Source organism: Carboxydocella sp. ULO1 (assembly GCF_002049255.1).
Lineage (GTDB): Bacteria > Bacillota.
The window spans coordinates 1-21,014 of sequence record NZ_BDLQ01000012.1 but is presented as its reverse complement, the minus strand read 5'-3'; the positions used below and the strand labels follow the sequence as shown (position 1 = coordinate 21,014).

The window sequence follows — 21,014 nt, the reverse complement described above, 5'->3', positions numbered from 1 at the left end:
TCACCCCTTATGCACGATTTCCATTGGGCTATACAGTTCGCCTCCCCTGGCCACCAGCAAATCCAGGCGATGCATCAGCAAGCCGTGTTCCACCACCGGCCAGCTCAGATATTTTTCCAGCAGCTTCACTATATCTTCAGGCCGCACGTTGGCCTCACTGCCGGCTGCTACCAGACAGCGCAGATGCACCATCGGGCCATCACTGCTGCCGGCCAGCCGGTAAAGGAGGGGGCGGAAATCCACTTCCCTCTCCCCGCTCTTGCTGCGTTTGAGCAAAGGCAGAGCAGGCTTTGTCAGCAGGGCCTGCAGCTGCTCATTGACATCGGCCACCGCTTCCCGCAGGGGCAGGCCTAACAGATAATCCGCCCGGTTGACGATACTCATCAGGGCCGGTGCCCCTTCCGGCAAAGTGCGGATTTTTACTACCTGGAAGCCCCGGGGCAAGGCCTGATTGAGACGCTCCTGCACTTCAGCCGGCAGGAGGTATTCCCTCAGTTCCAGGTCCAGATATTCTCCCTCACTGGTCATACCCACAGCCAGGGCATGGGCAAAAGCCAGTTTGGGATGGGGATTAAAACCTTCCGTTAAAACCAGGGGTAAACCGGCCCGGCGCAAGGACCGCTCCCAGGTACGCAACAGATCGAGGTGGGAAACAAACCGCACTTCCCAGCCCCGTTGCCATTTCAAACGATATTTCATGCCCGCTCACCTCCCTGGAGCAGATTATCCACTTCCAGGTCAGGACAAAGGCGGCAGCCCTTGCAGCCATACCAGCGACAATCAGGGGTGACTGCCTGCCGTATGGCCTGTTCATATTCCCGCCAGAGAAAGTCCTTGCTGACCCCGCTGTTAATATGCTCCCAGGGCAGGATTTCCTCTCGTCCGAAGCTGCGCCGGGCAAAGTCTTCCGGTGTGAAACCATGGGCTGCAAAAGCCTCCCGCCAGGTCTCATAGCGGAAATGCTCACTCCAGCCATCAAATTTGCAGCCTTGCTGCCAGGCAGTATATAGTACAGCCCCCAGCCGCCGATCCCCGCGGGCAAAAGCCGCTTCAATGAGGCTGGTACGGGCATCATGGTAGTTGAGAGTAATGGCTTTGTTCTTTTTCACCAGCTCTTTCAGCAATTCCTGCTTTTTCTGCAGGTTTTCCATACTGTCCTGGCCCACCCACTGGAAAGGGGTATGGGCCTTGGGCACAAAGGAGGATACACTGACCGTCACCTTGACCTGGCGGCTGGTCGTTTTCTCCCGCCGCCCGATTTCCACCACTCTGGCAGCTAAGGCTGCGATTCCGGCCACATCCTCTTCCCGTTCCTCCGGCAGACCGATCATGAAATAAAGTTTGATCTGATTCCAGCCCGCCCGGAAGGCAGCAGTGACCGCCGCTTCCAGATCCGCTTCGGTTACCCCTTTGTTGATGATATTCCGCATACGCTGGGTTCCAGCCTCGGGAGCAAAGGTCAGGCCGGTTTTGCGCACCCGCTGGATTTGCTGGGCCAGATCTACGGAAAAGGCATCCACCCGCAAACTGGGCAGCGAAACCCCTACTCCCTCTTCCCCCAGTTCATTGATCAGGGTAGCCAGCAAGGGGGCAACACAGGAATAATCGGCAGTGCTGAGGGACGTGAGGGCAATTTCATTGTAACCGGTGTGACGTACCGCCTCCCGGGCCTGTCTCAGCAAAGTCTCCGACTTCCGTTCCCGCACCGGCCGGTAAATCATCCCGGCCTGACAGAAGCGGCAGCCGCGGGTACAGCCCCTGAGTACCTCCAGCATAATACGATCATGCACCGTTTCCAGAAAGGGCACGATGGGGGCAGTGGGAAAATCCAGACTGTCCAGGTCCCTGATCAGCCGCCGGGTTACCCGGGCCGGCACTCCTTCCCGGTTGGGACCAATAGAGGTAATGCTGCCATCTTCCCGGTAGTTGACGGTATAAAAAGCGGGCACATAGACCCCCGGTACCCGGGCCAGGCGCAGCAACACTTCCTGACGCCCGCCGGGGCGGCCATCCTGCTTCCAGTCCCTTACCACATCCAGAATTTCGTGAATTACTTCTTCCCCTTCACCGATAACAAAAGCATCAATGAAATCCGCCAGAGGCTCGGGGTTAAAAGCACAGGGTCCCCCGGCCAGAATCAGGGGATGCTCCTCTCCCCGCTCCCGGCTAAACAAAGGCAGCCGGGCCAAATCCAGCATGTTGAGAATATTGCTGAAACTCAGCTCATACTGCAGGGTAAAGCCGATCAGGTCGAAATCAGCCAGGGGGCGGCGGCTCTCCAGGCTAAAGAGGGGCAAACCTTCCTGGCGCAGCAATTCCTCCAGGTCAGTCCAGGGGGCAAAAACCCTCTCCATTAGAGCATCCTGCCGCTTGTTCACCTCATGGTAGAGGATGCGCAGGCCTAAATGGGACATACCCACTTCATAAACATCGGGAAAGGCAAAGGCCATGGTTACCTGTACCTGTTGCCAGCCCTTTTTTATGCTGTTGACCTCATTGCCTACATAGCGGGCCGGTTTCTGCACCCGGGGCAAGAGGCACTCAATTCGTTCAGCCAGCATGATATGTACCTCCTTTACTGTCACTCTATAACATACCATTATCGGTGTTGTGATGCAAGTTAACCTGCAATTAACAATGTGTTAAAAAATATGGTTTATAATGTAAAAGAGGAGGGGATTTGCTTGTCAGTTGCAGAAATGGAGAGAATTATAGCAAAATGGGACCTGGATATCCATTTTCAGCCTATCTATGAACTGTCCAGCCAGCAAGTTATCGGTTATGAAGCCTTGACCTGTTGCCCCGCTGGCTCCAGCTTCAAAAGTCCTTTGCAGCTATTTGAACTGGCAGAAAAACACGGACGCCTTTATGAACTGGACCGGATTACCCGCACCCTGGCCATGGAGATTTTCAGTGCCAGCCCAGCCCGCCATCTGTTCTTATTTGTCAATATTGACCCGCGGGTCGTTACCCAGCCGCTATTTATCAGTGGCTGGACCAAAGAAAAAATGCGCGATCTGGGTCTAATCGCCGAGCAGATAATCTTTGAAATTACCGAAAGAAGCTGTATTGAGGATTTTCAGGCTTTCAGGCAGGCAATCAATCATTACCGCCGCCAGGGTTACAGAATCGCCATAGATGATGTGGGTTCCGGTTTTTCCAGCTTACAGGCCATAGCTGAGCTACATCCGGATATAATCAAAATAGATCGTTCTATCGTGGCTACCGCCCCTGATGACCGCATGAAACAGGCTATACTGGAAAGCCTGACGGTTCTCGGCCACCGCATTGGCATTACTTTGCTGGCCGAGGGGATTGAAACAGAGGCAGAATTCCACCTGGTTAAAGAGCTGGGTTATGATCTGGGCCAGGGTTATTATTTAGGAAAACCTGCTCCTCTTTCTGTACAAAAACAAGCCCCTGTCCTATACGGACAGAGGCTGAGCCAGATACCGGTCGGCCAGCTCCACAGGTAACAGCGGTTTACTGTAATAGTAACCCTGGGCCAAATGGCACCCCAGTGCCTGCAGGAACCTGACCTGTTCTTCTGTCTCTACTCCTTCAGCCACCACCTTGAGGCCCAGATTCTGGGCCAGGGCAATGATGGTCTTGATCACCGCCTCCCCATTGGCATCCCGTCCGATATCCAGGACAAAGGAACGGTCCACCTTGAGATAGTCAACCGGGAACCGTTTGAGGTAATTGAGGGCCGAGTAACCGGTGCCAAAATCATCGATGGAAATCTGGACCCCCAGTTCCCGCAATTTTTTCAGCACAGAAAGGGTATAATCCAGGTTCTGCATGGACACCGTTTCGGTAATTTCCAGAATCAGCAACGATGGATCTACCCCCTCTTCTCTTATAATCTCAGCAATCCGCACCACCAGGTCCTTCTGGTAAAACTGGACACCGGAGAGGTTGACAGAAACCTTGACCGGTGACAAGCCCGCCTCTTCCCAGGCCTTGAGCTGGCGCAAAGCCTGGCGCAAAATCCATTCCCCCAGGGGAATGATCAAGCCCATTTCTTCCGCCAGCCCGATAAATTCCCCGGGCATTACTACACCCCGCTGAGGGTGCTGCCAGCGGACCAGGGCCTCCACCCCGCCCAGGCGGCCATCGCAAACGTAAAACTTGGGCTGATAGACCAGGAAAAATTCCCCCCGTTCCAGGGCCTGGCGCAAATCATTTTCCAGCTGCAAACGCTCCACAGCTTGTCCATTTTTAACATAGAATTTGTAGTTGTTTTTGCCTTTAGCTTTGGCCCGGTAGAGGGCACTGTCCGCATTTTTCAGCAGGGTTTCGGCATCGTCCCCATGGATGTGTTTCAGACTGATACCGATACTGGTGGTAATATACACCTGGTGGTTATCGATCTGAAAGGACTCCTGAAAGCTGGCAATAATGCGTTCGGCCACCTGCTTGATTTCCCGGATGCTGGGGATACGATGCAAAATCAGGATGAATTCATCTCCCCCCATGCGGGCCAGGAAATGGCCGGGGCCAACGGCCCGGCGCAGGCGTTTGGCCGTCTCCACCAGCAACATATCCCCCCGGATATGACCCAGAGTGTCATTAATCACCTTGAAGCGGTCCAGGTCCATCAGCAAGACAGCGGTAAAGCCATCCTGACGCCCATCGGCCAGCACCGTCTCCAGATGCTGCATTAGATGGGCCCGATTGGGCAAACCGGTAACCTGGTCGAAAAAGGCCAGAAACTTGATTCTCTCCTCCGCCTGATATTTTTCCGTAACATCGGTGGCAAAACCGGCGATTTCCACCACCTGGCCTTCGCGCCAGATGGGTTTAATCTGGCAGTGAAAAACCCTCCCCTGGTATTCGATATGAAATTCCGTTTCCTGTCCGGCAAAGGCCTGATCCAGGTAGGGCTTGATCCGGGAATAGAGCCTGGGCTCAAGATGATCGGCGAGTTTTAGGCCTTTGACCCTGGCCGTTTCCATGCCCGCTTGAGTGACAGTAGAACCTTCACTATAAGTGGGGTAGATGTTACCAGCTTCATCCCGTTTTAGTTTGAAGATGACATTGGGTAAAACCCCAATCAGGCTTTTAAACTCCTCAGCTACCTGCAGCCGTTCTTTCTCCATGACCAGCAAGGACCAGTAACGGCGAGTGAGCCCATAAAGCTGAAGCATTACCAGCAAATAAATTATCCCGGTTACTGAAAGCAAAAATCCCTTGATCCGGACAAACAGCTTTTGCTGGGGCTGTTTGTCTACCACCACCGCCAGTACCCGGTTGTTGTCCAGGGGAATATAATGTTTTTCATAATCCTTGCCCTGATGTTTAAAACTGGAATGTACCGGTTGCCCGGTGTTCAATACCTGCCGAAAGTAAGTGCGGTCCTGGGGCAGGCTGAATTTATTGGCCCCATACAGGACAGGCAGATCCCGCTCCGGTTCGATCACTTTCGGCTTGTCATTGAGATAGGCCGGCAGATTGATGACAGCAATTTCAACCAGATGTTCATTGGCATTGAGCAGGCTTTCAATCAGCTTACCCGGCCGGGAATGAGCACTTAAAGCCTTAATTTCCTGTTCGGAAATAAAGGGATTGATTATGAAGGCAGTGGTACCATCATAGTAGTAAGCATATTTGTAGTACTTCCCATCGGCATCAGAGAGAGAGACGGGCCCGGCCCAGTAGTAGGGCAAGTAGAAGCCCTTGCCCACATCCACCTGTTTTAAGGCAAAAAGCTGATTAAAAGCTTGAAACCAGTAACCCCAGTGTTTGGAGCTGAGGCCTATCTCTTTGGGGTCTGTGGACTTAGCGACAACAATATCCTCACCCTGGCGGACGAAGAGAGAGATATGGGTTAACTTCAGTTTGTCCCGTAAGCGCTCCAGCTCCTGCTGGCTGATGGTTTCAATCCGGCGCCCCTTAAGTTCACGAGCCAAATACAGGGAAGCATTATACAGGCGCAGATCCACTGACCGCTCAATTTCCTTCACCGCAGCATCACTGTTGCGGATAGCCAGCTGAATCACCCGGGTAATAGCAGCTATATCCTCTCTTTCCCGGGCCTGGATTTGATTTGCCAAAAACAAAACTATTGATTGATTGGCAACCAGAATGGCTATAGCAAGTATAAGACCGATTTTTATAAATAACGCCAGCCAGGCGGACTTTTCTTTCATTTAGTTCACTCCTCTGCTTCGCTCTTAAATTTATCTTAGCACCTGTTACAAAAAAAGACAATAAAAAAAGACTGAGGGCCTATGCCTTCAGTCTTTTATTTCCTTTCCGTCGACCCAGAGAGCGTATTCACTGATATCCGCCCCATTGGGCCAGGTAACGCCATAGCCACCTGCATCTACTTGAGCCGCTTTAAAAAGAGCTATGTTTTTAAGGTCTAAAAAATTGTCTTGATCTAATAAAGGACTAAAGTCGTAAATTTTTTTCTTACCATTGTCAAAAGTAATTAAGAGGGTATAATCCGAACTAGCCTTAACTTCCTTAACTTTAGGGTACATCTCCCTACCCCCTTATTCAAGACCTTCTAACCTACGAAACTCTTGATTATTCCACATTGCCATTAACTCAGTCTGATATTTTTCAGCCCATTCTTTAACTAACTTTATTGCTCGGTTAGGTAAATCTCCTTCAAAAAAATTGGTGGACGTGATGGGACTTGAACCCACGACCTCCAGAGTGCGATTCTGGCGCTCTCCCAGCTGAGCTACACGCCCACTTTTGCTCAACATCATTTATTATAGCGAGGAGTGCCAGCAGGGTCAACCTCTGCTCCCTTGCTTATCTGTGGTAAAACTTGCTGCTGCGGTCAGGGATAAAGAGCATGGCCGTAAACACATAAGCGGTAAAGCCTGTCACAAACAATCCGATTAAGCCTTTTAAGATCATCCTCATTCTCCCCTTTCCTGTTTCTCTATTATAAATTATGCAACAAAGCCACTGCTCCAATCAACTTTTCTTCTGCTAAAACAGGAAAATAATTAGCCAGAACGGGACGGTTATTGATCTGCAATTTTTGATTATACAAAGCAATGCCATTTCTAGCTACTTTCAAAAGATCAGGACAGTTAAAGACTTCCTGAACTGGCTGCTCCAGGGCATCCTCAGCCTCTACTCCGCAGAGCTCACAGGCAGCCCGGTTGATGGTGGTAATGCGCCCCTCCCGGTCCACCGCCACCAGGGCATAGGGCAAAGAATCCAGCACAGCTATCAGATCCTGGGTGAAAAATTTGTATTTTTCACTGAAGGCATTGGCCAGGTCGGTCCTGGTCAACCAGCCCACCAGTTCCCCCCGGTCATTGACCACTGGCAATCGCCCTACCGGGATAGCCATGGCCTCCTCGGCCGGCATCATCTGGTTAATGGTAATGACATTGCGGGACATCAGGGCTTCGATGGGGGTATCCAGAGCCAGTCCCTGGGCCATGGCCCGCAAAAGATGGGTTTTGGTTAAAACCCCGGCCACCTTTTTGTTTTCCACCACCGGCGCCCCGTCAATCATGCGCTCGGCAAAGAGTTTGGCCACTTCCTGCAAAGTGCTGTTCTTGTCCAGTTTGATAACACCCCGGGTCATTATATCTTTTACCAGTACGCGCACAGCTTTTTCCCCCTATCTTATCCTACCCTTATTATAGTTATTTGCCCGGATAGTTAAAGTGCGAAAGGGCCAAACTGGCAGAAAAGGCCCCGAACTGTCGGTGCATGGGGTTAAATGGTTTTGCCGAAAACAAAAAACAGGTAATAAGTCAGGGCAACAGGCTCCCGCAGGTAATACTTACTGACAGTCCACCAGTCAAAAGGCATGGGAGCGGCCGCCAGGGAGTAGGTCATTCCCAGCCACCGGGCAGTAAGACCCGCCCGGAAGAGATGAAAGTTGTTGGTAACCAGTATGGCCCGCTGCCAGCCATGCTGTTGCATCAGGCGCTGGCTGTTAAGCACATTCTCCCAGGTGCTGGTGGAAACCTCATCGGTAATAATATCCTCTGCCCTGACACCGTGTTCTCTCAGCCACTGGGCCATAGCCAGAGCCTCGGTCAGTTTCTGGCCCTGGTCCAGGCCGCCACTGACAATCACTTTCCCCGCCAGCCCCTGCCGGTACAGGTCTGCCGCCACTTTCAGCCTTTCTGCCAGGATGGGGCTGGGCTTACCATTCCAGAGTTTGGCCCCCAGGACGATGATCACGTCTCCCCGCCCAGGTTGCGCCTTTTCCCCCTGCCAGATGACCAGTCCCAGCAAGGTCAGGTACCAGCTGGCCAGCAAAGCCAGTAACAAACGTCCGATTTTTTCCCATTGTTTCAGCCCCAAAACCCCCTTCCCGCATGGGCCAGCCAGGTACCTGCCGCCAGCCACCAGGGCGAAAGGCGCCGGCCCTCCAGGCGCCATTTCAGATAGCCCGCCTGGGCCAGCCAGAGTAAACCAGCCCCTGCCTGCCACCAGCTCCAGCCCCAGCGCCAGGCCAGCAACCACCAGGCCAGAGCCAGCATCAGGCCCAGACCGGCCAGCCGGTCCCAGAAATCCCGCCAGATATATATAGCTTCCAGCCTTTCCTCCAGCAGCAAAGCCAGAGCGGTAAAATCCAGAAGAAAAAACATCGTTTTATACCTCCTGCCTCTATTTTACGCATTCCAGCCGGACCAGGTCAATAAAAAAGAAACAGGTCGATTCCCTCGACCTGTCAGGGTTTATCGATCATGTCGGGATTGCGTTTAAACGGGCGGGTGGTATCAGCGTGGCCCCAGATGGCTTCATTCTTTTCCCCTTCCACCAGAAACTGCACTTCCCGCACTTCCGGCAGTTCAGTCAGGCTGGTAACCAGGGAATAGATGGTCATGGCTTCCCCGGCCGTCCCACCCGGATGGTTGACCTGAATCTCCCGGGAAAAATTGAGGGTAAGCAGTTCCTTTTCCAGTTTCCAGTCCAGCAAGCGGGTCCCAGGAGGAATAGTGGGAAAATGGCCTTTTACCCGCGGGCCATTGATCAATTCCTGCACAATCACCGGTACCAGAGCCTGGTCCGGCTCAACCTGCACCTGGCGGCGTTCCGGGGTTACCTTTTCCGCCTGCATATCAGCAAAGTACAACGTGATTTCCCGGGTCACCGTATTCGGAGGCGCAGCAGGGGGTGAGCCGGCCTGCGGCCGGCCCAGACAACCGCCCAGCAGCACCAGGGCGGCAATAATGGCTGTCCACTGCCAGAACCTAGACATTTTCCATAGCCTCAGGCACAGTGTAATAACCCCGCCGCGGCCGCACGATTTCCCCCTGCTTGGCCATCTCAGCCAGATAAACCAGGAGCAAATCCTTGCTACGAGGAGTCAGGCCCTGATCAGTAAGGCTCTGCAGAATCTGGGCTGCCGCCAGGGGCATGGGGGAGTTTTGCAAAACTTCCACCACCTTGGCCCGCAGGTCCTTGCCCCCCAGTGAATTGGGATCATGGGCCCGCGGCGTCCGCGCCCGCTTTCTGGCCTGAGCCTCTTCCAGCTCATCCAGAATTTCAACGCCTTTGGCCAGATATTCCAAAGCCTTTTTCAGCTTCTTTTCCTCATCGGCCAGGGCTTCCAGACGTTCACTCAGTTGACCTTGCATGTCCAGAATGAGTTTTTTCAGTTTTCTGCCTTTTCCTTTCACGACTCCCAACTCCTTTAAATAAAAGTTCCCTTATATAGGATATGCAGAAGCCATAAAGTTTAAACCTTTAAGAAGGAAATTTTTAATTTTTTTCCCGCCCAGCTTAAAAGCTCCTGCAATTCCGTCACCTTTAACCACCAGAGAGCCAGAAAATACACCCCTGCCCCCAGCAATATATCCAGCCCCACCCGGAGCAACAGCCCCCAGTGCTCGGTCCACCAGCGGGCCAGCACCAGGTCGCAGCCTTTCACCACCAGGGCCATGGCCAGCACTGCCACCACCCCTTTGCCTGCTGCTGTCCAAACAGGGCGGTAGCTGAGCCGGGGCACCTTGCCTTTCAAGCGCCAGCCCAGGTAGAAAATCATCAGATTCGATGCCAGGGATGTAGCCAGGGCGATGCCCCCCAGGCCTATGATTCTCACCAGAACAGCATTAAGGCCTACATTGAGGAGAACATTCATAATGCCATTGGTCAGAGGAGTTACCGTATCCTGCAAGGAATAGAAGGCCCGGCTGAAAATTTCCCGCAGGGCAAAGGCCAGCAAGCCCAGGGACAAGAAGGCCAGTGCCTCGGCGGTCATCTCCGTCGCTCGCCGGTCAAAAGCTCCCCGTTCAAAGAGCAGACTGACAATGGGCTGATCCAGAACCAGCAATCCCACTGCCATGGGCAGGATGATATAGATGTTGATATTGATAGCCCGCACCAAATGACTGTTAAAACCAGCCCAATCCCGGGCAGCCCCGGCCCGGGAGAGGGTGGGAAAATAGACACTGGCAATGGCAGATACAAAAAGACCAAGGGCGAAACTGTTCAAACGGGCCGCATAGTCGAGGGCTGAAATACTGCCTTCAGCCAGAGAGCTGGCAAAAATGCGGTCCACCAGGGTAGACACCGTCCAGACGGCGGTCCCGATAATCACCGGCACCGCCAGTTTCAGCATCCGCTTCAGGTATGGTTCCCGCCAGTCCAGCACGGGCTGAAAGCGGAAACCATGCCTGACAGCCACTGTCAGCTGGTAGAGCACCTGGCCGCCATAGGCCAGCAGCAAGGCCAGCACCGCTCCCTGCACTCCCAGCCAGGGCACCAGCAAAATCAGGCCGGCGATAATGATGATATTAAATACCACCCCGCCCAGCAGAGGCCTGGCAAAGACATGGCGGAAATTGAGGTAACCGGTGGTCAGGCCAATAAAGCCCAGCAGCACAATACAGGGCATTAACCAGTAGACCAGTTCCACTGTAAGCTGATAGGTTTCGGCCTTAAAGCCGGGTGCAATCAGTTTCACCAACCAGGGATTAAGGAGCATGCCCAGCCCGGCGAAAACCAGGGCAATAACAGTGATGGAGTTGGTAACATTGGCGACATAGCGGTTTAGTTCTTTCTCCCCCCGGCTGGTTTCCAGTTCAGTTAGCAGGGGTATAAAGGTGTTGCCCAGGGCAGCCGCGATGATGTTAAACAGCATCATCGGGATAAAGGAGGCCACCTTGAAAGCATCACCCGCTGCTGTTGCCCCCAGCTGGGCAGCAATCACCGTTTCCCGGCCAAACCCCAGCACTTTGCTGAGCAGGCTGACCACCACCATGCCGGCAGCTGCTCTGGCTAATCGGCCCTGAGACATGCCAGCATCAGCTCCAATCCCTGACGCAAACTGTAACGGGCTCGCCAGTCCAGTTCCTGTTCTGCCCGCTGTGGATTAAAATAGCTGTGGCGGATATCGCCCGGCCGGGCCGGAGCCAGCCGGTAGGACGGTACCTCCCTTTCTCCTGACTCGCGCAACAGCTCCGCCAGAGTCCGGTAAAGCTCCAGCACACTGGTAGCCTGTCCAGTGCCGATGTTGTAGATCCCGCCATCGCCCCGTTCCAGAGCGGACAGGTTGGCAGCTACCACGTCAGCAACATAGATGAAATCCCGGGTCTGCTGGCCATCGCCATAAATCACCGGCTCCTGGCCTTTTAACAGGCGGTCGGTGAAAATGGCCACCACCCCGCCCTCACCGGAGGCATCCTGGCGGGGACCATAAACATTGGCATAGCGCAGGGCAGTCCAGCGCAGGCCATAAAGCTGGCCATAGAGGGCCAGGTAATGTTCAGGAGTATGCTTGGAGACGCCATAGGGAGCAAGGGGTTCTACCGGATGAGCTTCATCGATGCCCAGATACTGAGGTTCCCCGAAGACCGCAGCGGAAGAGGCATAGATCAGCTTTTCCACCCCTGCCTCGCGGCAGGCTTCCAGGACATTGAGGGTGCCCAGGATATTGACTTTAGCATCCAGGATGGGATCAGCCAGGGAGGTCTGGACATCGATTTGCGCCGCCTGGTGGAAGATATAACGGGGTTTGAGTTCTCGTACCAGCTGCCGAAATTCGGGAGCGGTGATGTCGAGTTTGTGAAAATTTTCCCCTTTATGAGGTAAATTAAGCAACTTGCCTGTGCTCAAGTTGTCTGCTACTGTTACTTCATAGCCCTGTTCCAGCAAAGCTTCGGTCAAGTGGGAGCCAATAAAACCGGCCCCACCGGTAACTAAAACCTTTGTTGCCAAAATGCTACCTCCTTAGATACTAATTTAGAAATATTATACCAAACTCTGGCGGATTTTTCTATTCAATTCTGGGAATTTCAAGCAAAAATTGCAGAAAAAATAGCCTCAAGTTGAGGCTAGAGTCTATTAATTATTTTTCTTCTGCAATGCTCTTATATACTGAGGAATTGGCTTTTTAACGATTCTGATTGCCACATTTAATCAAAGCAGTGCTTAATGAAGGCTATTTTTATTGGTATTATTTCTTTGGTAATATTAGGAACTTAAAAATAGGCATATGAACAGAATTTTTGTTTTAGTCACTTTAAAAAACTAATTTTAGGCAGTCTTTATCTTCAATTTTTTATCATTTAAGTTCTTGATTACTAATGCAATGCTGATGCCAATAAAACAATAGCATTTATGTATGCATGTGTTGTAATCTTTTCAATACCTCTAACGTGGGTATAGCTTAGAGTCAGTTTATCTCTGTCTTCAATAAGGTATTATAACTGCAGCGCAAAATATGGATGAAAATAGGTAGCCACAACCAGACCGCTTACTTTACAATATCTGGTCAGGGGGATTCCATATATTCTCCATCGTCAACCCTCCCATGTCTCACAGGGTCTTTGCCCTAAATTCCTTCGTTCTGCCTGCTCTGGATATGGAATGTCAGAAATGCTTCTATTCAGGGTCTATGCCCGCATGGATGTTAACCTGACTATCCCGACTCCTAATTTTTAAACAAGAAATACGGAATCCCTTTCCTTGTTGTATAGTACTGATGCAGTTTGCGAAATTCATTCCTTTATGTCTCCCTGAGCTGTTTTCTTTTAGATTTAGCCCTGCCAGTTTTTAAATTTGCCGTGGATGGCTGAATCTTTTTATATCTCCTACTTCTGCTACAAAGCTGGCTACTACTACGCCTATGCCTTTAATTTGCAGAAGGGTTTCGTACCTGTGCCAATAACTCTTCTACAAGCTCCATATACTTTTGGCAAAAACTTGATAGATGCAGGCGTTCCCTTGGATCAGGTGGCTATTTTAGCTGGGCATTTTTCTGCCGGAGGGATGCCGATTTGAAATCAACCATAATCTATACCCAGCCTGGGAAGCTGATCTATTAGTTGCAGTTGAAAAAAATTGCTTGGTAATAAGGTTTAACCTTAAGCAAAGTATACGTGTAACGGACACGAGCCATGCCTAAAAACTTGTCTTTAACTTTGGTTATTTTTGTTATTTATTTCATCTAACTGTTTTTCCAATAAACTAATTTTCCGTAATAATTCTTCCTGAAGAAACGGTTTATTTGAATCTTGTATACGTTTAGTCAGCAAAGCTATAAAACCTGCTAAAGCAACAATTATACCCACAGAAGAAAGACCAAATAAGGCTATAAGATCGATACTCATTAATTTATCCTCCCTCTCCCGAAAAATTTCAACTTATAACCAAACCATGTAATTTTATTGCCGAAAGAGTCTAGTTTTGCCCCCCATGTAGCATTTCCTGTTTTTTCTGCTTATCTCTATTTCCATAAATTGTTCGAAGGGAAATAGACTTTCTTGGATAATTTACAAGTGACTTCACTCCTTGGAGAAATTTTTCCGGGTTGGTTGCTTGAAAATTTTCCACTCATGGGGTGAAGTCTTTTTTTATTCCATCAAAAAGTATTGATTTATCTTGGTTTCAGATTTCTGAAAAAAATCTCATACTAAATTGTAAACTGCTTCGTCTATATTAATCGCCAATATTGCATCCTCTTTGGTGGCTTCAGGAAAATCACCCGGATATCGGCTTTCTACACACCATTCTGTGAGGCATTCAAGTTCATACTCAAAAAAAGCACTAGCATATACCCCCGGTAACAACTCAGCCAAATGGCTTTTGCGGTTCGTAAGTATTTATAAGCATAATTGAACCATTTTATATAAAAAAGTGAGTTATCTTCCATAGTAAATCCTACCCTCTTCAAGAGCGTTTTTATATACTAAACCGTTGATATTTTTATATCTGGAAATTTCACTTTTACTCATAACTATAACATCTTTAGGAACAGCAAAACCTCTGAGTGATTTTCTTATTTCTACCTGTAATGACCTTTTATTGGGAATTTCATCAGGCATAATGACTAAAAAATCTATATCGCTATCCTCAACAGTTTCTCCCCTGGCCCATGAACCAAACACTATTATTTGCTCTGGATCAAATTTGATCCGGATGGTGCTTACCATTTTTTGAATTATATCTTGATTCATATTGATCACTACCTTTAGTTTAAGTAGATAATAGCATTATAACACATCCAGGGAATTCTAGCAAAAATTGCAGAAAAAATAGCCTCAAGTTGAGGCTACAACAGTACCTTTTTCTTCTCCACCAGTTCTTCCAGATACTTTTCCACCTGCTCCCGCAAATCTTCCCGGCGCAAGGCCAGTTCCACCGTAGCCTGGATATAACCCAGCTTATCTCCCACATCATAACGTTTCCCAGTAAATATACAGGCATGAATACGCCGTTTCTGGTTCAATTTGCGCAGGGCATCAGTGAGCTGGATTTCGCCCCCTACCCCTGTTTCCTGGGCCTCCAGGATAGGGAAAATATCCGGAGTCAGGACATAACGGCCCATGATAGCCAGCCGGGAAGGAGCCTGTTCCGGTGCCGGTTTTTCCACAAGATCCCGGACCGGCAGACAACGGCCATCGCTATGCTCTACATCTACGATCCCGTATTTTTTAGTATCAGCTAGAGGCACCGGTTGCACTCCTACCACCGGTTCCCCGGTCTGGTAATAGACCTCCAGCAGCTGGGCCAGACAGGGCGGTTCCCCGACCACAATATCATCGCCCAGCATGACAGCAAAGGGCTCATTGCCGATAAAACGGCGGGCGCACCAGACGGCATGGCCCAGACCTTTGGCCTCCTTTTGCCGAACATAGTGAACATCCACCATATCGGAGATGGAACGCACTTCTTTCAGCAAATCGAGTTTGCCTTTTTCCTCCAGGAAAGTCTCCAGCTCAATGGAGCGGTCAAAATGGTCCTCAATGGCCCGTTTGCCCCGGCCGGTGACAATGATAATGTCCTTGATCCCGGAAGCCACCGCCTCCTCCACCACATACTGAATGGTGGGCTTATCCACCAGAGGCAGCATCTCCTTGGGCTGGGCCTTGGTAGCAGGCAAAAACCTGGTTCCCAAACCTGCCGCTGGAATAATAGCTTTACGCACTTTCATCCTCTTCACTCCCCCCTGTAAAACTCAGTATTATTTTTTATCTTCTGTTAGATTTTGTTTTTTCCTGCCTGAATTTTGCTCTACAATAATTAAATATAGCCAAAAGATAAAAAATGCTCAAGTCCAGCAGCACATCCTGCCAGCGGCCATGGCGGCCACTGATCTGGCGCTGGTTGAGTTCATCGAATAGAGCAATCAAAGGCAGGAAAAGCAGAGCTGGCCACCAGCGGCCCAGCACCCGTAAGAGAATAAAACCAAAGACAGTATATTCAACTACATGGGCAAACTTGCGTAAAAGATATTCGGCTTCAACGAAGGTAAGCTGTGCCGGTAGCAGGGCAAGAAAATGCCGCAAGGAGGAAGAATAAAGAGCCCTCTGCAGGGCAAAGGGCTGACTGGAAAACCAGAAGATGAGAAGAAGCCACCCAAAACCCAGTACCAGCCAGACCAATTTTCCCCGTCCAAACATTCCCATTTCCTTTCTTAATGAAAAGTTCTACTTGAATCCATCAGGATGCTGGCGATGCCAGGCCCAGGCTGATGCCACCATGGCCGCCAGATCAGGGTAGCGGGGTTGCCAGTTCAGTACCTGCCTGGCTTTTTCCGCTGCTGCCACCAGCCGGGCCGGATCTCCCGGCCGCCGGGGACCGATCTGTACCGGCAAGGGATGACCGGTTACCTGACGGGCGACGCTGATGACCTCCTGAACGGAGAAACCCTGGCCATTGCCCAGATTAAAAGGCCCGGATTCTCCCCCATTCCAGAGGTATTGCAAGGCCAGCAAATGGGCTTCGGCCAGGTCGAGGACGTGAATATAGTCCCGAATGCAGGTGCCATCAGGGGTAGGATAATCCTGGCCATAGATGGTAATGTGATCCCGCCTGCCATTAGCCACCTGCAGGATCAAAGGGATCAGGTGGGTTTCCGGCTGATGATCCTCGCCGATGGAGCCATCAGGCAGGGCACCACAGGCATTGAAATAGCGTAAAGCAGCATAGTGAAAATCATAGGTCCTGGCATATTGAGCCATGACCTGTTCCAGCATGAGCTTGGTCTGGCCGTAGACGTTAGTAGGTTCAGTAGGATCCTCTTCTCGAATGGGCAACTGCCGCGGCTCGCCGTAGACGGCTGCCGTGGAGCTGAAGACCAGGTGCTTGACTCCGGTTTTGAGCAGGGTGTTGAGGAAGAGGATGGTTTTGACGACGTTGTTTTCAAAGTATTTGGCCGGGTTGGCCATGGATTCTCCCACCAGGCTGCTAGCGGCGAAATGGATGACGCCGCTGATCTGGTGCCGGTCGATGATGGAGGTGACCAGGGCAGAGTTGGCAATGTCGCCATGGTAAAAGGGGACGGTAGATGGCACGGCCTGGCGATGGCCGGTGCTGAGGTTATCCAGCACTATGGGCTGATGGCCCTGCTGGAGCAAGTAATGTACGGTGTGGCTGCCGATGTAGCCGGCGCCGCCGGTGACAAGGATGTTCATGATGGGCCTCCTATTTTAGTTAATTGTAAAAACTTCTCTTTTAGTACTAGCCAAATAAATTTACTATTCCCTATTAAATACCGTTTCCACATTCTTCGCGGTTCCTGTATAAAACGATAAAACCATTCCAATCCAGCTTTATGCATCCATACTGGAGCCCTTTTGGTTTTGCCAGCAATTACATCAAAACTGCCACCAACTCCCATACAAAAGGGAACATTAAGTTTTTCGATATTTTCGGCTAACCAAAATTCCTTCTTAGGAGAACTAATTCCCACAAAAAGGATATCTGCCTTGCTATCCGCTATCATCTTAATCACATGGCTCTCTTCTTGTTCAGACCAATACCCATTCCGATAACCAGCAATTGTAATGTTCGGAAAAAGGTTTAATATTTTTTTTGTAGTAGCTTGTATTATCTCTTCTGTTGCTCCTAACAGAAAAATTCGGTATCCTTTTCTATTAGCCATTTTCAATATTTCCATCATCAAGTCAATACCGGCAACCCGTTCTGGCAAGTTATAACCTAAAAATCTGGCTGCCCATACTACAGCTTGACCATCAGCATTAATCATTGCACAACTGTTTACTATCTCACGTAATTTTTTATTTTCTTGCATCATAACTATCTTTCCGGCATTGACTACTACATGCTGAACGGATATCTTATTCTCAATGAAATATTCCACCCGTGTTAGACTTTCTTCCATTGTTAAGGTATCAATCATACTTCCCAATACTGTTATCCGTGCTTGTCCCACTATTTATCACCTTTATTCTGCAACCTATTTCTAATGGTAGCATAGAATTTTGATAACCTATCAGTGTATAGATAGGTTGTTTTAAATTAAAACCCTCCGAATACCAGCCTGCATTTGTGCCTCCATACTCTAATAACCAGTTTAACCGCGTGTCTAAATCTATTATCAGTTTGCCATTATTCCAACTCACTAGACACTGGTTATCAATAATCTCAGCCTTACAATGTGGTGAAAAATGTAACCTCCACTCCACCTTATGGTTTCCATTTCCTAAAACCCTGTCAATAATTTCGATCTTGTTATTATCTAAAGTAAATGTTCTTTGATGAATTATCCTTCCAGGTAAACGCAAGTACCCATCATGTTGAGCAGTAATAGAAGCGCCATTTGGCAGTTCTGTCCAATTCAAAACCTGCACATTAGCCTTTTTAGTCCATAAAAATGGTCCACCAGAAACAGATTGGTCCAGATCATCAATATTTATTGTATTATGAGCTTTAGTACCTTTGAAATAGTTCCGCCAATATAAGTCAGCATTATACTGATAAGTACCAGGATCAATAATTACTGGTAAGCCACCAACACTTAATGTAAACGATAGTGCATCTGCATGTCCGTGAGCAGCTAGTGATAAATAACCTATTGGTCCAGCATCAAATAAACAAAAAACTTCGCCCGATGTATCTCGGTTAGCAGCAAGGATAAATAAACCTGCATCCATTATGGCTAGACTGTTTTTTTTGCTTTTGAATGATACTCCAGAAAAACCAGTTTCTCCTTGAGGTAAGATGATTTTTGCAGTTAACATTCCAGTCGTTTTATCTACCCAATCATGGATAAAATTTAACCACATACTGGCTAGTATAAAAATCCAGTCTACCCGAGATGAATTATAGGGTCGAAGTAAAACAGCTAACCCTTCATCACTATCCCCGTAACGAGGTAAATTTTTGCCTGCATCCAATAATGAAGGAATAATTTCGATCATTTTACAAAGTTTAGATTTATATCTGGCTGAAAAAGGTTGTTGGAAACGTTCTCCTTCAATTCCAGCCAATAAAAAGAATTCCAAAACAAAAAGATGATAAGAAAAAGCTTGCTCTTTATTTAGACCCGATGCAAATGTTTGCTTCTCAATCTCACGCTCTAAAATATCAGTCGCTTTTTTTTGCCACAGCTTTGACTCGGGAAAATAAGGCCAAACTGTAGAAGCTATATATAAACCGGCCATTTCCCCTATCAGATGATTATTTGCTGAAGAGCCAACTGAATACAATTCTGATATCACTTTCTGATGCCAGTAAATCGAATCCCACATCATCCCTTGCGGACCAAACAATTGATCATGCCCCTGCCAGCCCCTCAGTAGGCGTTCAATCCAAACCCAGCTGATCAATCGGATGCCCATTTCCAAGGGGCTGGACCAATTTACTCCCTGTAGAAGAGGGTTTTGTTCAACCCAGGATATTAACTGTTGTTTTATGTGATCTGCATATTGTTCTTGTTTAGTTAAAGCATATGCAATTGCTATAACTGTTAAATGTTGATGCCTGTTTTTTTCCCATATGTTTTTTATATCTCCAATTTTTTTTATATCTTTATAGTTTATATCAAAAGCAAAATCCAAAGGAGCTTTAATATAGTTAATATTATCATAATTCCAATCAACAACTGGTTCATCATAACATTTATTCAAGAAGTGGTACTTGCCTTCCAAATATCTATCTGCTTCTGCCGAAATACATTTAAGTTCTGCCTTGAATTCTTCAACAGCAGGTTGTTCTAGCATCTGCCAAGGATCTTCATGAGTTAATGCAATTTGAGTGCGCTGCAAAACCTTTTTTCTTTTCCAAGCTAATTTTTTGACCTCTCGTTTTATTCTGATCATCACTTCACTCAAAGTCATTGCTAATAAACGTGATTTATACCAATCCAAATTATACATCAAATGACCACTCTTTTCGATTTATTGTTCTCTCTTTACTTTTTCATTTCTTTGCTTTTTCAAATTCTTGTACTTCAGGCCCCCGTATAATAAATGGTACTTTACCTTGCTTGTTTACTTCTAACTTATTAACTATTTGAATTTTAATGGAAATATTTTGTGGAATTTTATAACGTGCATTAACCATTATTTGTTTTTTATTATTCTCATTAAAACCAATAGCCGGAATCACAAGTATTCTAATTTTATCGATTGCATCTTGAATAACTTGTGCACGAATAACATTGTCTACATTCCAAAATAAATTATTAATGGCTATAATTCTAATTCCATCCGGTGAAAGAATATAATCATTTTTTCTACCAACTATTCCTTTAAAGGGACTTAGACCATACCGTATTTTATCTATTTGTTTTTTATCTGTGCCTTTATTAACTTTTATTAAGTCTCCAGTTTTATATCTAATAAAAAACATTTTAGTATTCCATAAACTTGTACCAATAACTTCATAAAAATCTGCTTCGTCATCTGAACTATGATAACCTAGTTCTACATATGAATAACCAGGAATAAAGTAATATTCATTATTTTTAACACTATATGCAAGTGCAACACGTTCTGCCTGTCCATATAAATCAATTACCTTACAACCTAATACTTTTTGTGCTAAGTCTCTAACATTGTCAGGTAAAACTTCTGATGAGGTTATGATTAGAGGTATATTTAATATATATTTACTTTGTTGTAAATATTTACACAGCATTTCCAAAGAACTTGGATAAGCCATCAAACAATCTGGAGCAAATTTTAATAATATCTCATAATAATGTTTGATATTTTCAAAACTTAAATGATAAGATGAAAGGACTAACTTTTTGCCACTAACAAATTTCCAATAAGGCAATGAATTATCATCAGGTGGTTTAACTTCATTCCCTCGTAATATCGCAATCTTTAATTTATATGGATTCAAGCCTTGTAAACGACAAATTAAATCTAAACAAGCTTGTTCAAATACTACAGACTTTAAGGACCTATATAATTTTAATGGTTTTCCTGTAGACCCGCTTGTATATGCTATTATTGGTATTTGAAAATTTCTATTTATAAATTGAAAATAATTGCTATTAATGATATCTTTGTCTGTTATTGGCCATTTACAAAATTCTTGTTTTTCAAGATGTTTAAAATTTTTCTGCGCAACACATATTATGTTTTTCAATTGTCTTTCGGTCCATTTTATTCTTTCTTCATAATTATAATTTATTAATTGGTTTAGTAATTTTATCGAATAACTATAATAAATTGGGTTTCTGCGAATTAAAAAATCTATAAAATTAATGTTTTTTATTTTATTGATTAATTTATATGAATCCATTATTATCACTAATCATCCTCTCCTATATATAATTTAATTAATTTATTAATATATAACTTGATATCATATTTCATAGC

The 21,014-nt window shown here is 47.4% G+C and carries 21 protein-coding genes, 1 tRNA gene and 1 pseudogene; 1 reads left to right on the top strand and 22 read right to left on the bottom strand.

What is annotated here, in order from left to right:
* Positions 1-699, bottom strand: coding sequence for a TIGR03936 family radical SAM-associated protein (locus ULO1_RS03020; protein ID WP_079906733.1), 699 nt, complete (start codon positions 697-699; stop codon positions 1-3).
* Positions 696-2,561 (bottom strand): TIGR03960 family B12-binding radical SAM protein, encoded by a 1,866-nt coding sequence (locus ULO1_RS03015; protein ID WP_079932972.1) that lies wholly within the window; start codon positions 2,559-2,561, stop codon positions 696-698. The genes ULO1_RS03020 and ULO1_RS03015 overlap by 4 nt, the downstream gene beginning before the upstream one ends.
* A 123-nt stretch (positions 2,562-2,684) precedes the next feature.
* Here ULO1_RS03015 and ULO1_RS03010 point away from each other — a divergent pair, with 123 nt between their 5' ends.
* Positions 2,685-3,476: an EAL domain-containing protein gene (locus ULO1_RS03010; RefSeq protein ID WP_159446821.1), complete on the top strand. Its 792-nt coding sequence runs from the start codon at positions 2,685-2,687 to the stop codon at positions 3,474-3,476.
* Here the strand turns inward: ULO1_RS03010 and ULO1_RS03005 are convergent.
* From ULO1_RS03005 to ULO1_RS02910, 20 genes and pseudogenes are all read right to left on the bottom strand, one after another.
* Positions 3,426-6,152 carry a bifunctional diguanylate cyclase/phosphodiesterase gene (locus ULO1_RS03005; protein WP_079932970.1) on the bottom strand — a complete coding sequence of 909 codons (2,727 nt, stop codon included), beginning with the start codon at positions 6,150-6,152 and terminating at the stop codon, positions 3,426-3,428. The genes ULO1_RS03010 and ULO1_RS03005 overlap by 51 nt on opposite strands.
* 87 nt (positions 6,153-6,239) lie before the next feature.
* Positions 6,240-6,488, bottom strand: a complete 249-nt coding sequence (locus ULO1_RS03000; protein ID WP_079932969.1) for a DUF2442 domain-containing protein — start codon at positions 6,486-6,488, stop codon at positions 6,240-6,242.
* 12 nt (positions 6,489-6,500) lie between these two features.
* Entirely contained in the window at positions 6,501-6,656 is a 156-nt protein-coding gene (locus ULO1_RS15360) for a DUF4160 domain-containing protein (protein WP_159446820.1), read from the bottom strand.
* A tRNA-Ala gene (locus ULO1_RS02990) sits at positions 6,629-6,704 on the bottom strand. The genes ULO1_RS15360 and ULO1_RS02990 overlap by 28 nt, the downstream gene beginning before the upstream one ends.
* A 200-nt stretch (positions 6,705-6,904) precedes the next feature.
* Positions 6,905-7,585, bottom strand: coding sequence for a CBS domain-containing protein (locus ULO1_RS02985; protein WP_078664193.1), 681 nt, complete (start codon positions 7,583-7,585; stop codon positions 6,905-6,907).
* Between the two features lie 110 nt (positions 7,586-7,695).
* Positions 7,696-8,292 (bottom strand): YdcF family protein, encoded by a 597-nt coding sequence (locus tag ULO1_RS02980; protein WP_159071816.1) that lies wholly within the window; start codon positions 8,290-8,292, stop codon positions 7,696-7,698.
* The gene (locus ULO1_RS02975) at positions 8,283-8,579 is read right to left on the bottom strand and encodes a hypothetical protein (RefSeq protein WP_078664195.1); all 297 of its coding nucleotides are present in this window, start codon (positions 8,577-8,579) and stop codon (positions 8,283-8,285) included. The genes ULO1_RS02980 and ULO1_RS02975 overlap by 10 nt, the downstream gene beginning before the upstream one ends.
* Positions 8,580-8,662: 83 nt before the next feature.
* Positions 8,663-9,193 carry a GerMN domain-containing protein gene (locus ULO1_RS02970; RefSeq protein ID WP_079932967.1) on the bottom strand — a complete coding sequence of 177 codons (531 nt, stop codon included), beginning with the start codon at positions 9,191-9,193 and terminating at the stop codon, positions 8,663-8,665.
* Positions 9,186-9,614 carry a hypothetical protein gene (locus ULO1_RS02965; RefSeq protein WP_078664197.1) on the bottom strand — a complete coding sequence of 143 codons (429 nt, stop codon included), beginning with the start codon at positions 9,612-9,614 and terminating at the stop codon, positions 9,186-9,188. The genes ULO1_RS02970 and ULO1_RS02965 overlap by 8 nt, the downstream gene beginning before the upstream one ends.
* Before the next feature lie 59 nt (positions 9,615-9,673).
* Positions 9,674-11,233 (bottom strand): murein biosynthesis integral membrane protein MurJ, encoded by a 1,560-nt coding sequence (gene murJ / locus ULO1_RS02960; RefSeq protein WP_079932966.1) that lies wholly within the window; start codon positions 11,231-11,233, stop codon positions 9,674-9,676.
* Positions 11,215-12,153 (bottom strand): SDR family oxidoreductase, encoded by a 939-nt coding sequence (locus ULO1_RS02955; RefSeq protein WP_079907947.1) that lies wholly within the window; start codon positions 12,151-12,153, stop codon positions 11,215-11,217. Before ULO1_RS02955 ends, murJ begins: the two co-directional genes overlap by 19 nt.
* A gap of 840 nt (positions 12,154-12,993) precedes the next feature.
* Positions 12,994-13,083, bottom strand: a pseudogene (locus tag ULO1_RS02950) (transposase); the annotation flags it as partial.
* Positions 13,084-13,352: 269 nt separating this feature from the next.
* Positions 13,353-13,547, bottom strand: coding sequence for a hypothetical protein (locus ULO1_RS02945; RefSeq protein WP_079932965.1), 195 nt, complete (start codon positions 13,545-13,547; stop codon positions 13,353-13,355).
* Positions 13,548-14,078: 531 nt separating this feature from the next.
* Positions 14,079-14,393, bottom strand: coding sequence for a nucleotidyltransferase domain-containing protein (locus ULO1_RS02940; RefSeq protein ID WP_079907943.1), 315 nt, complete (start codon positions 14,391-14,393; stop codon positions 14,079-14,081).
* A gap of 95 nt (positions 14,394-14,488) precedes the next feature.
* Positions 14,489-15,370: a UTP--glucose-1-phosphate uridylyltransferase GalU gene (gene galU, locus ULO1_RS02935; protein WP_079932964.1), complete on the bottom strand. Its 882-nt coding sequence runs from the start codon at positions 15,368-15,370 to the stop codon at positions 14,489-14,491.
* A 37-nt stretch (positions 15,371-15,407) separates the two neighbouring features.
* Positions 15,408-15,821 (bottom strand): VanZ family protein, encoded by a 414-nt coding sequence (locus ULO1_RS02930; RefSeq protein WP_159446819.1) that lies wholly within the window; start codon positions 15,819-15,821, stop codon positions 15,408-15,410.
* Positions 15,822-15,866: 45 nt separating this feature from the next.
* Entirely contained in the window at positions 15,867-16,853 is a 987-nt protein-coding gene (galE, locus tag ULO1_RS02925) for a UDP-glucose 4-epimerase GalE (protein ID WP_079932962.1), read from the bottom strand.
* The gene (locus ULO1_RS02920) at positions 16,850-17,581 is read right to left on the bottom strand and encodes a WecB/TagA/CpsF family glycosyltransferase (protein WP_079932961.1); all 732 of its coding nucleotides are present in this window, start codon (positions 17,579-17,581) and stop codon (positions 16,850-16,852) included. The genes galE and ULO1_RS02920 overlap by 4 nt, the downstream gene beginning before the upstream one ends.
* Positions 17,574-19,559, bottom strand: a complete 1,986-nt coding sequence (locus ULO1_RS02915; protein WP_079932960.1) for an alginate lyase family protein — start codon at positions 19,557-19,559, stop codon at positions 17,574-17,576. Before ULO1_RS02915 ends, ULO1_RS02920 begins: the two co-directional genes overlap by 8 nt.
* 43 nt (positions 19,560-19,602) lie before the next feature.
* The gene (locus tag ULO1_RS02910) at positions 19,603-20,946 is read right to left on the bottom strand and encodes a phenylacetate--CoA ligase family protein (RefSeq protein ID WP_079932959.1); all 1,344 of its coding nucleotides are present in this window, start codon (positions 20,944-20,946) and stop codon (positions 19,603-19,605) included.
* Positions 20,947-21,014 lie beyond the last annotated feature (68 nt).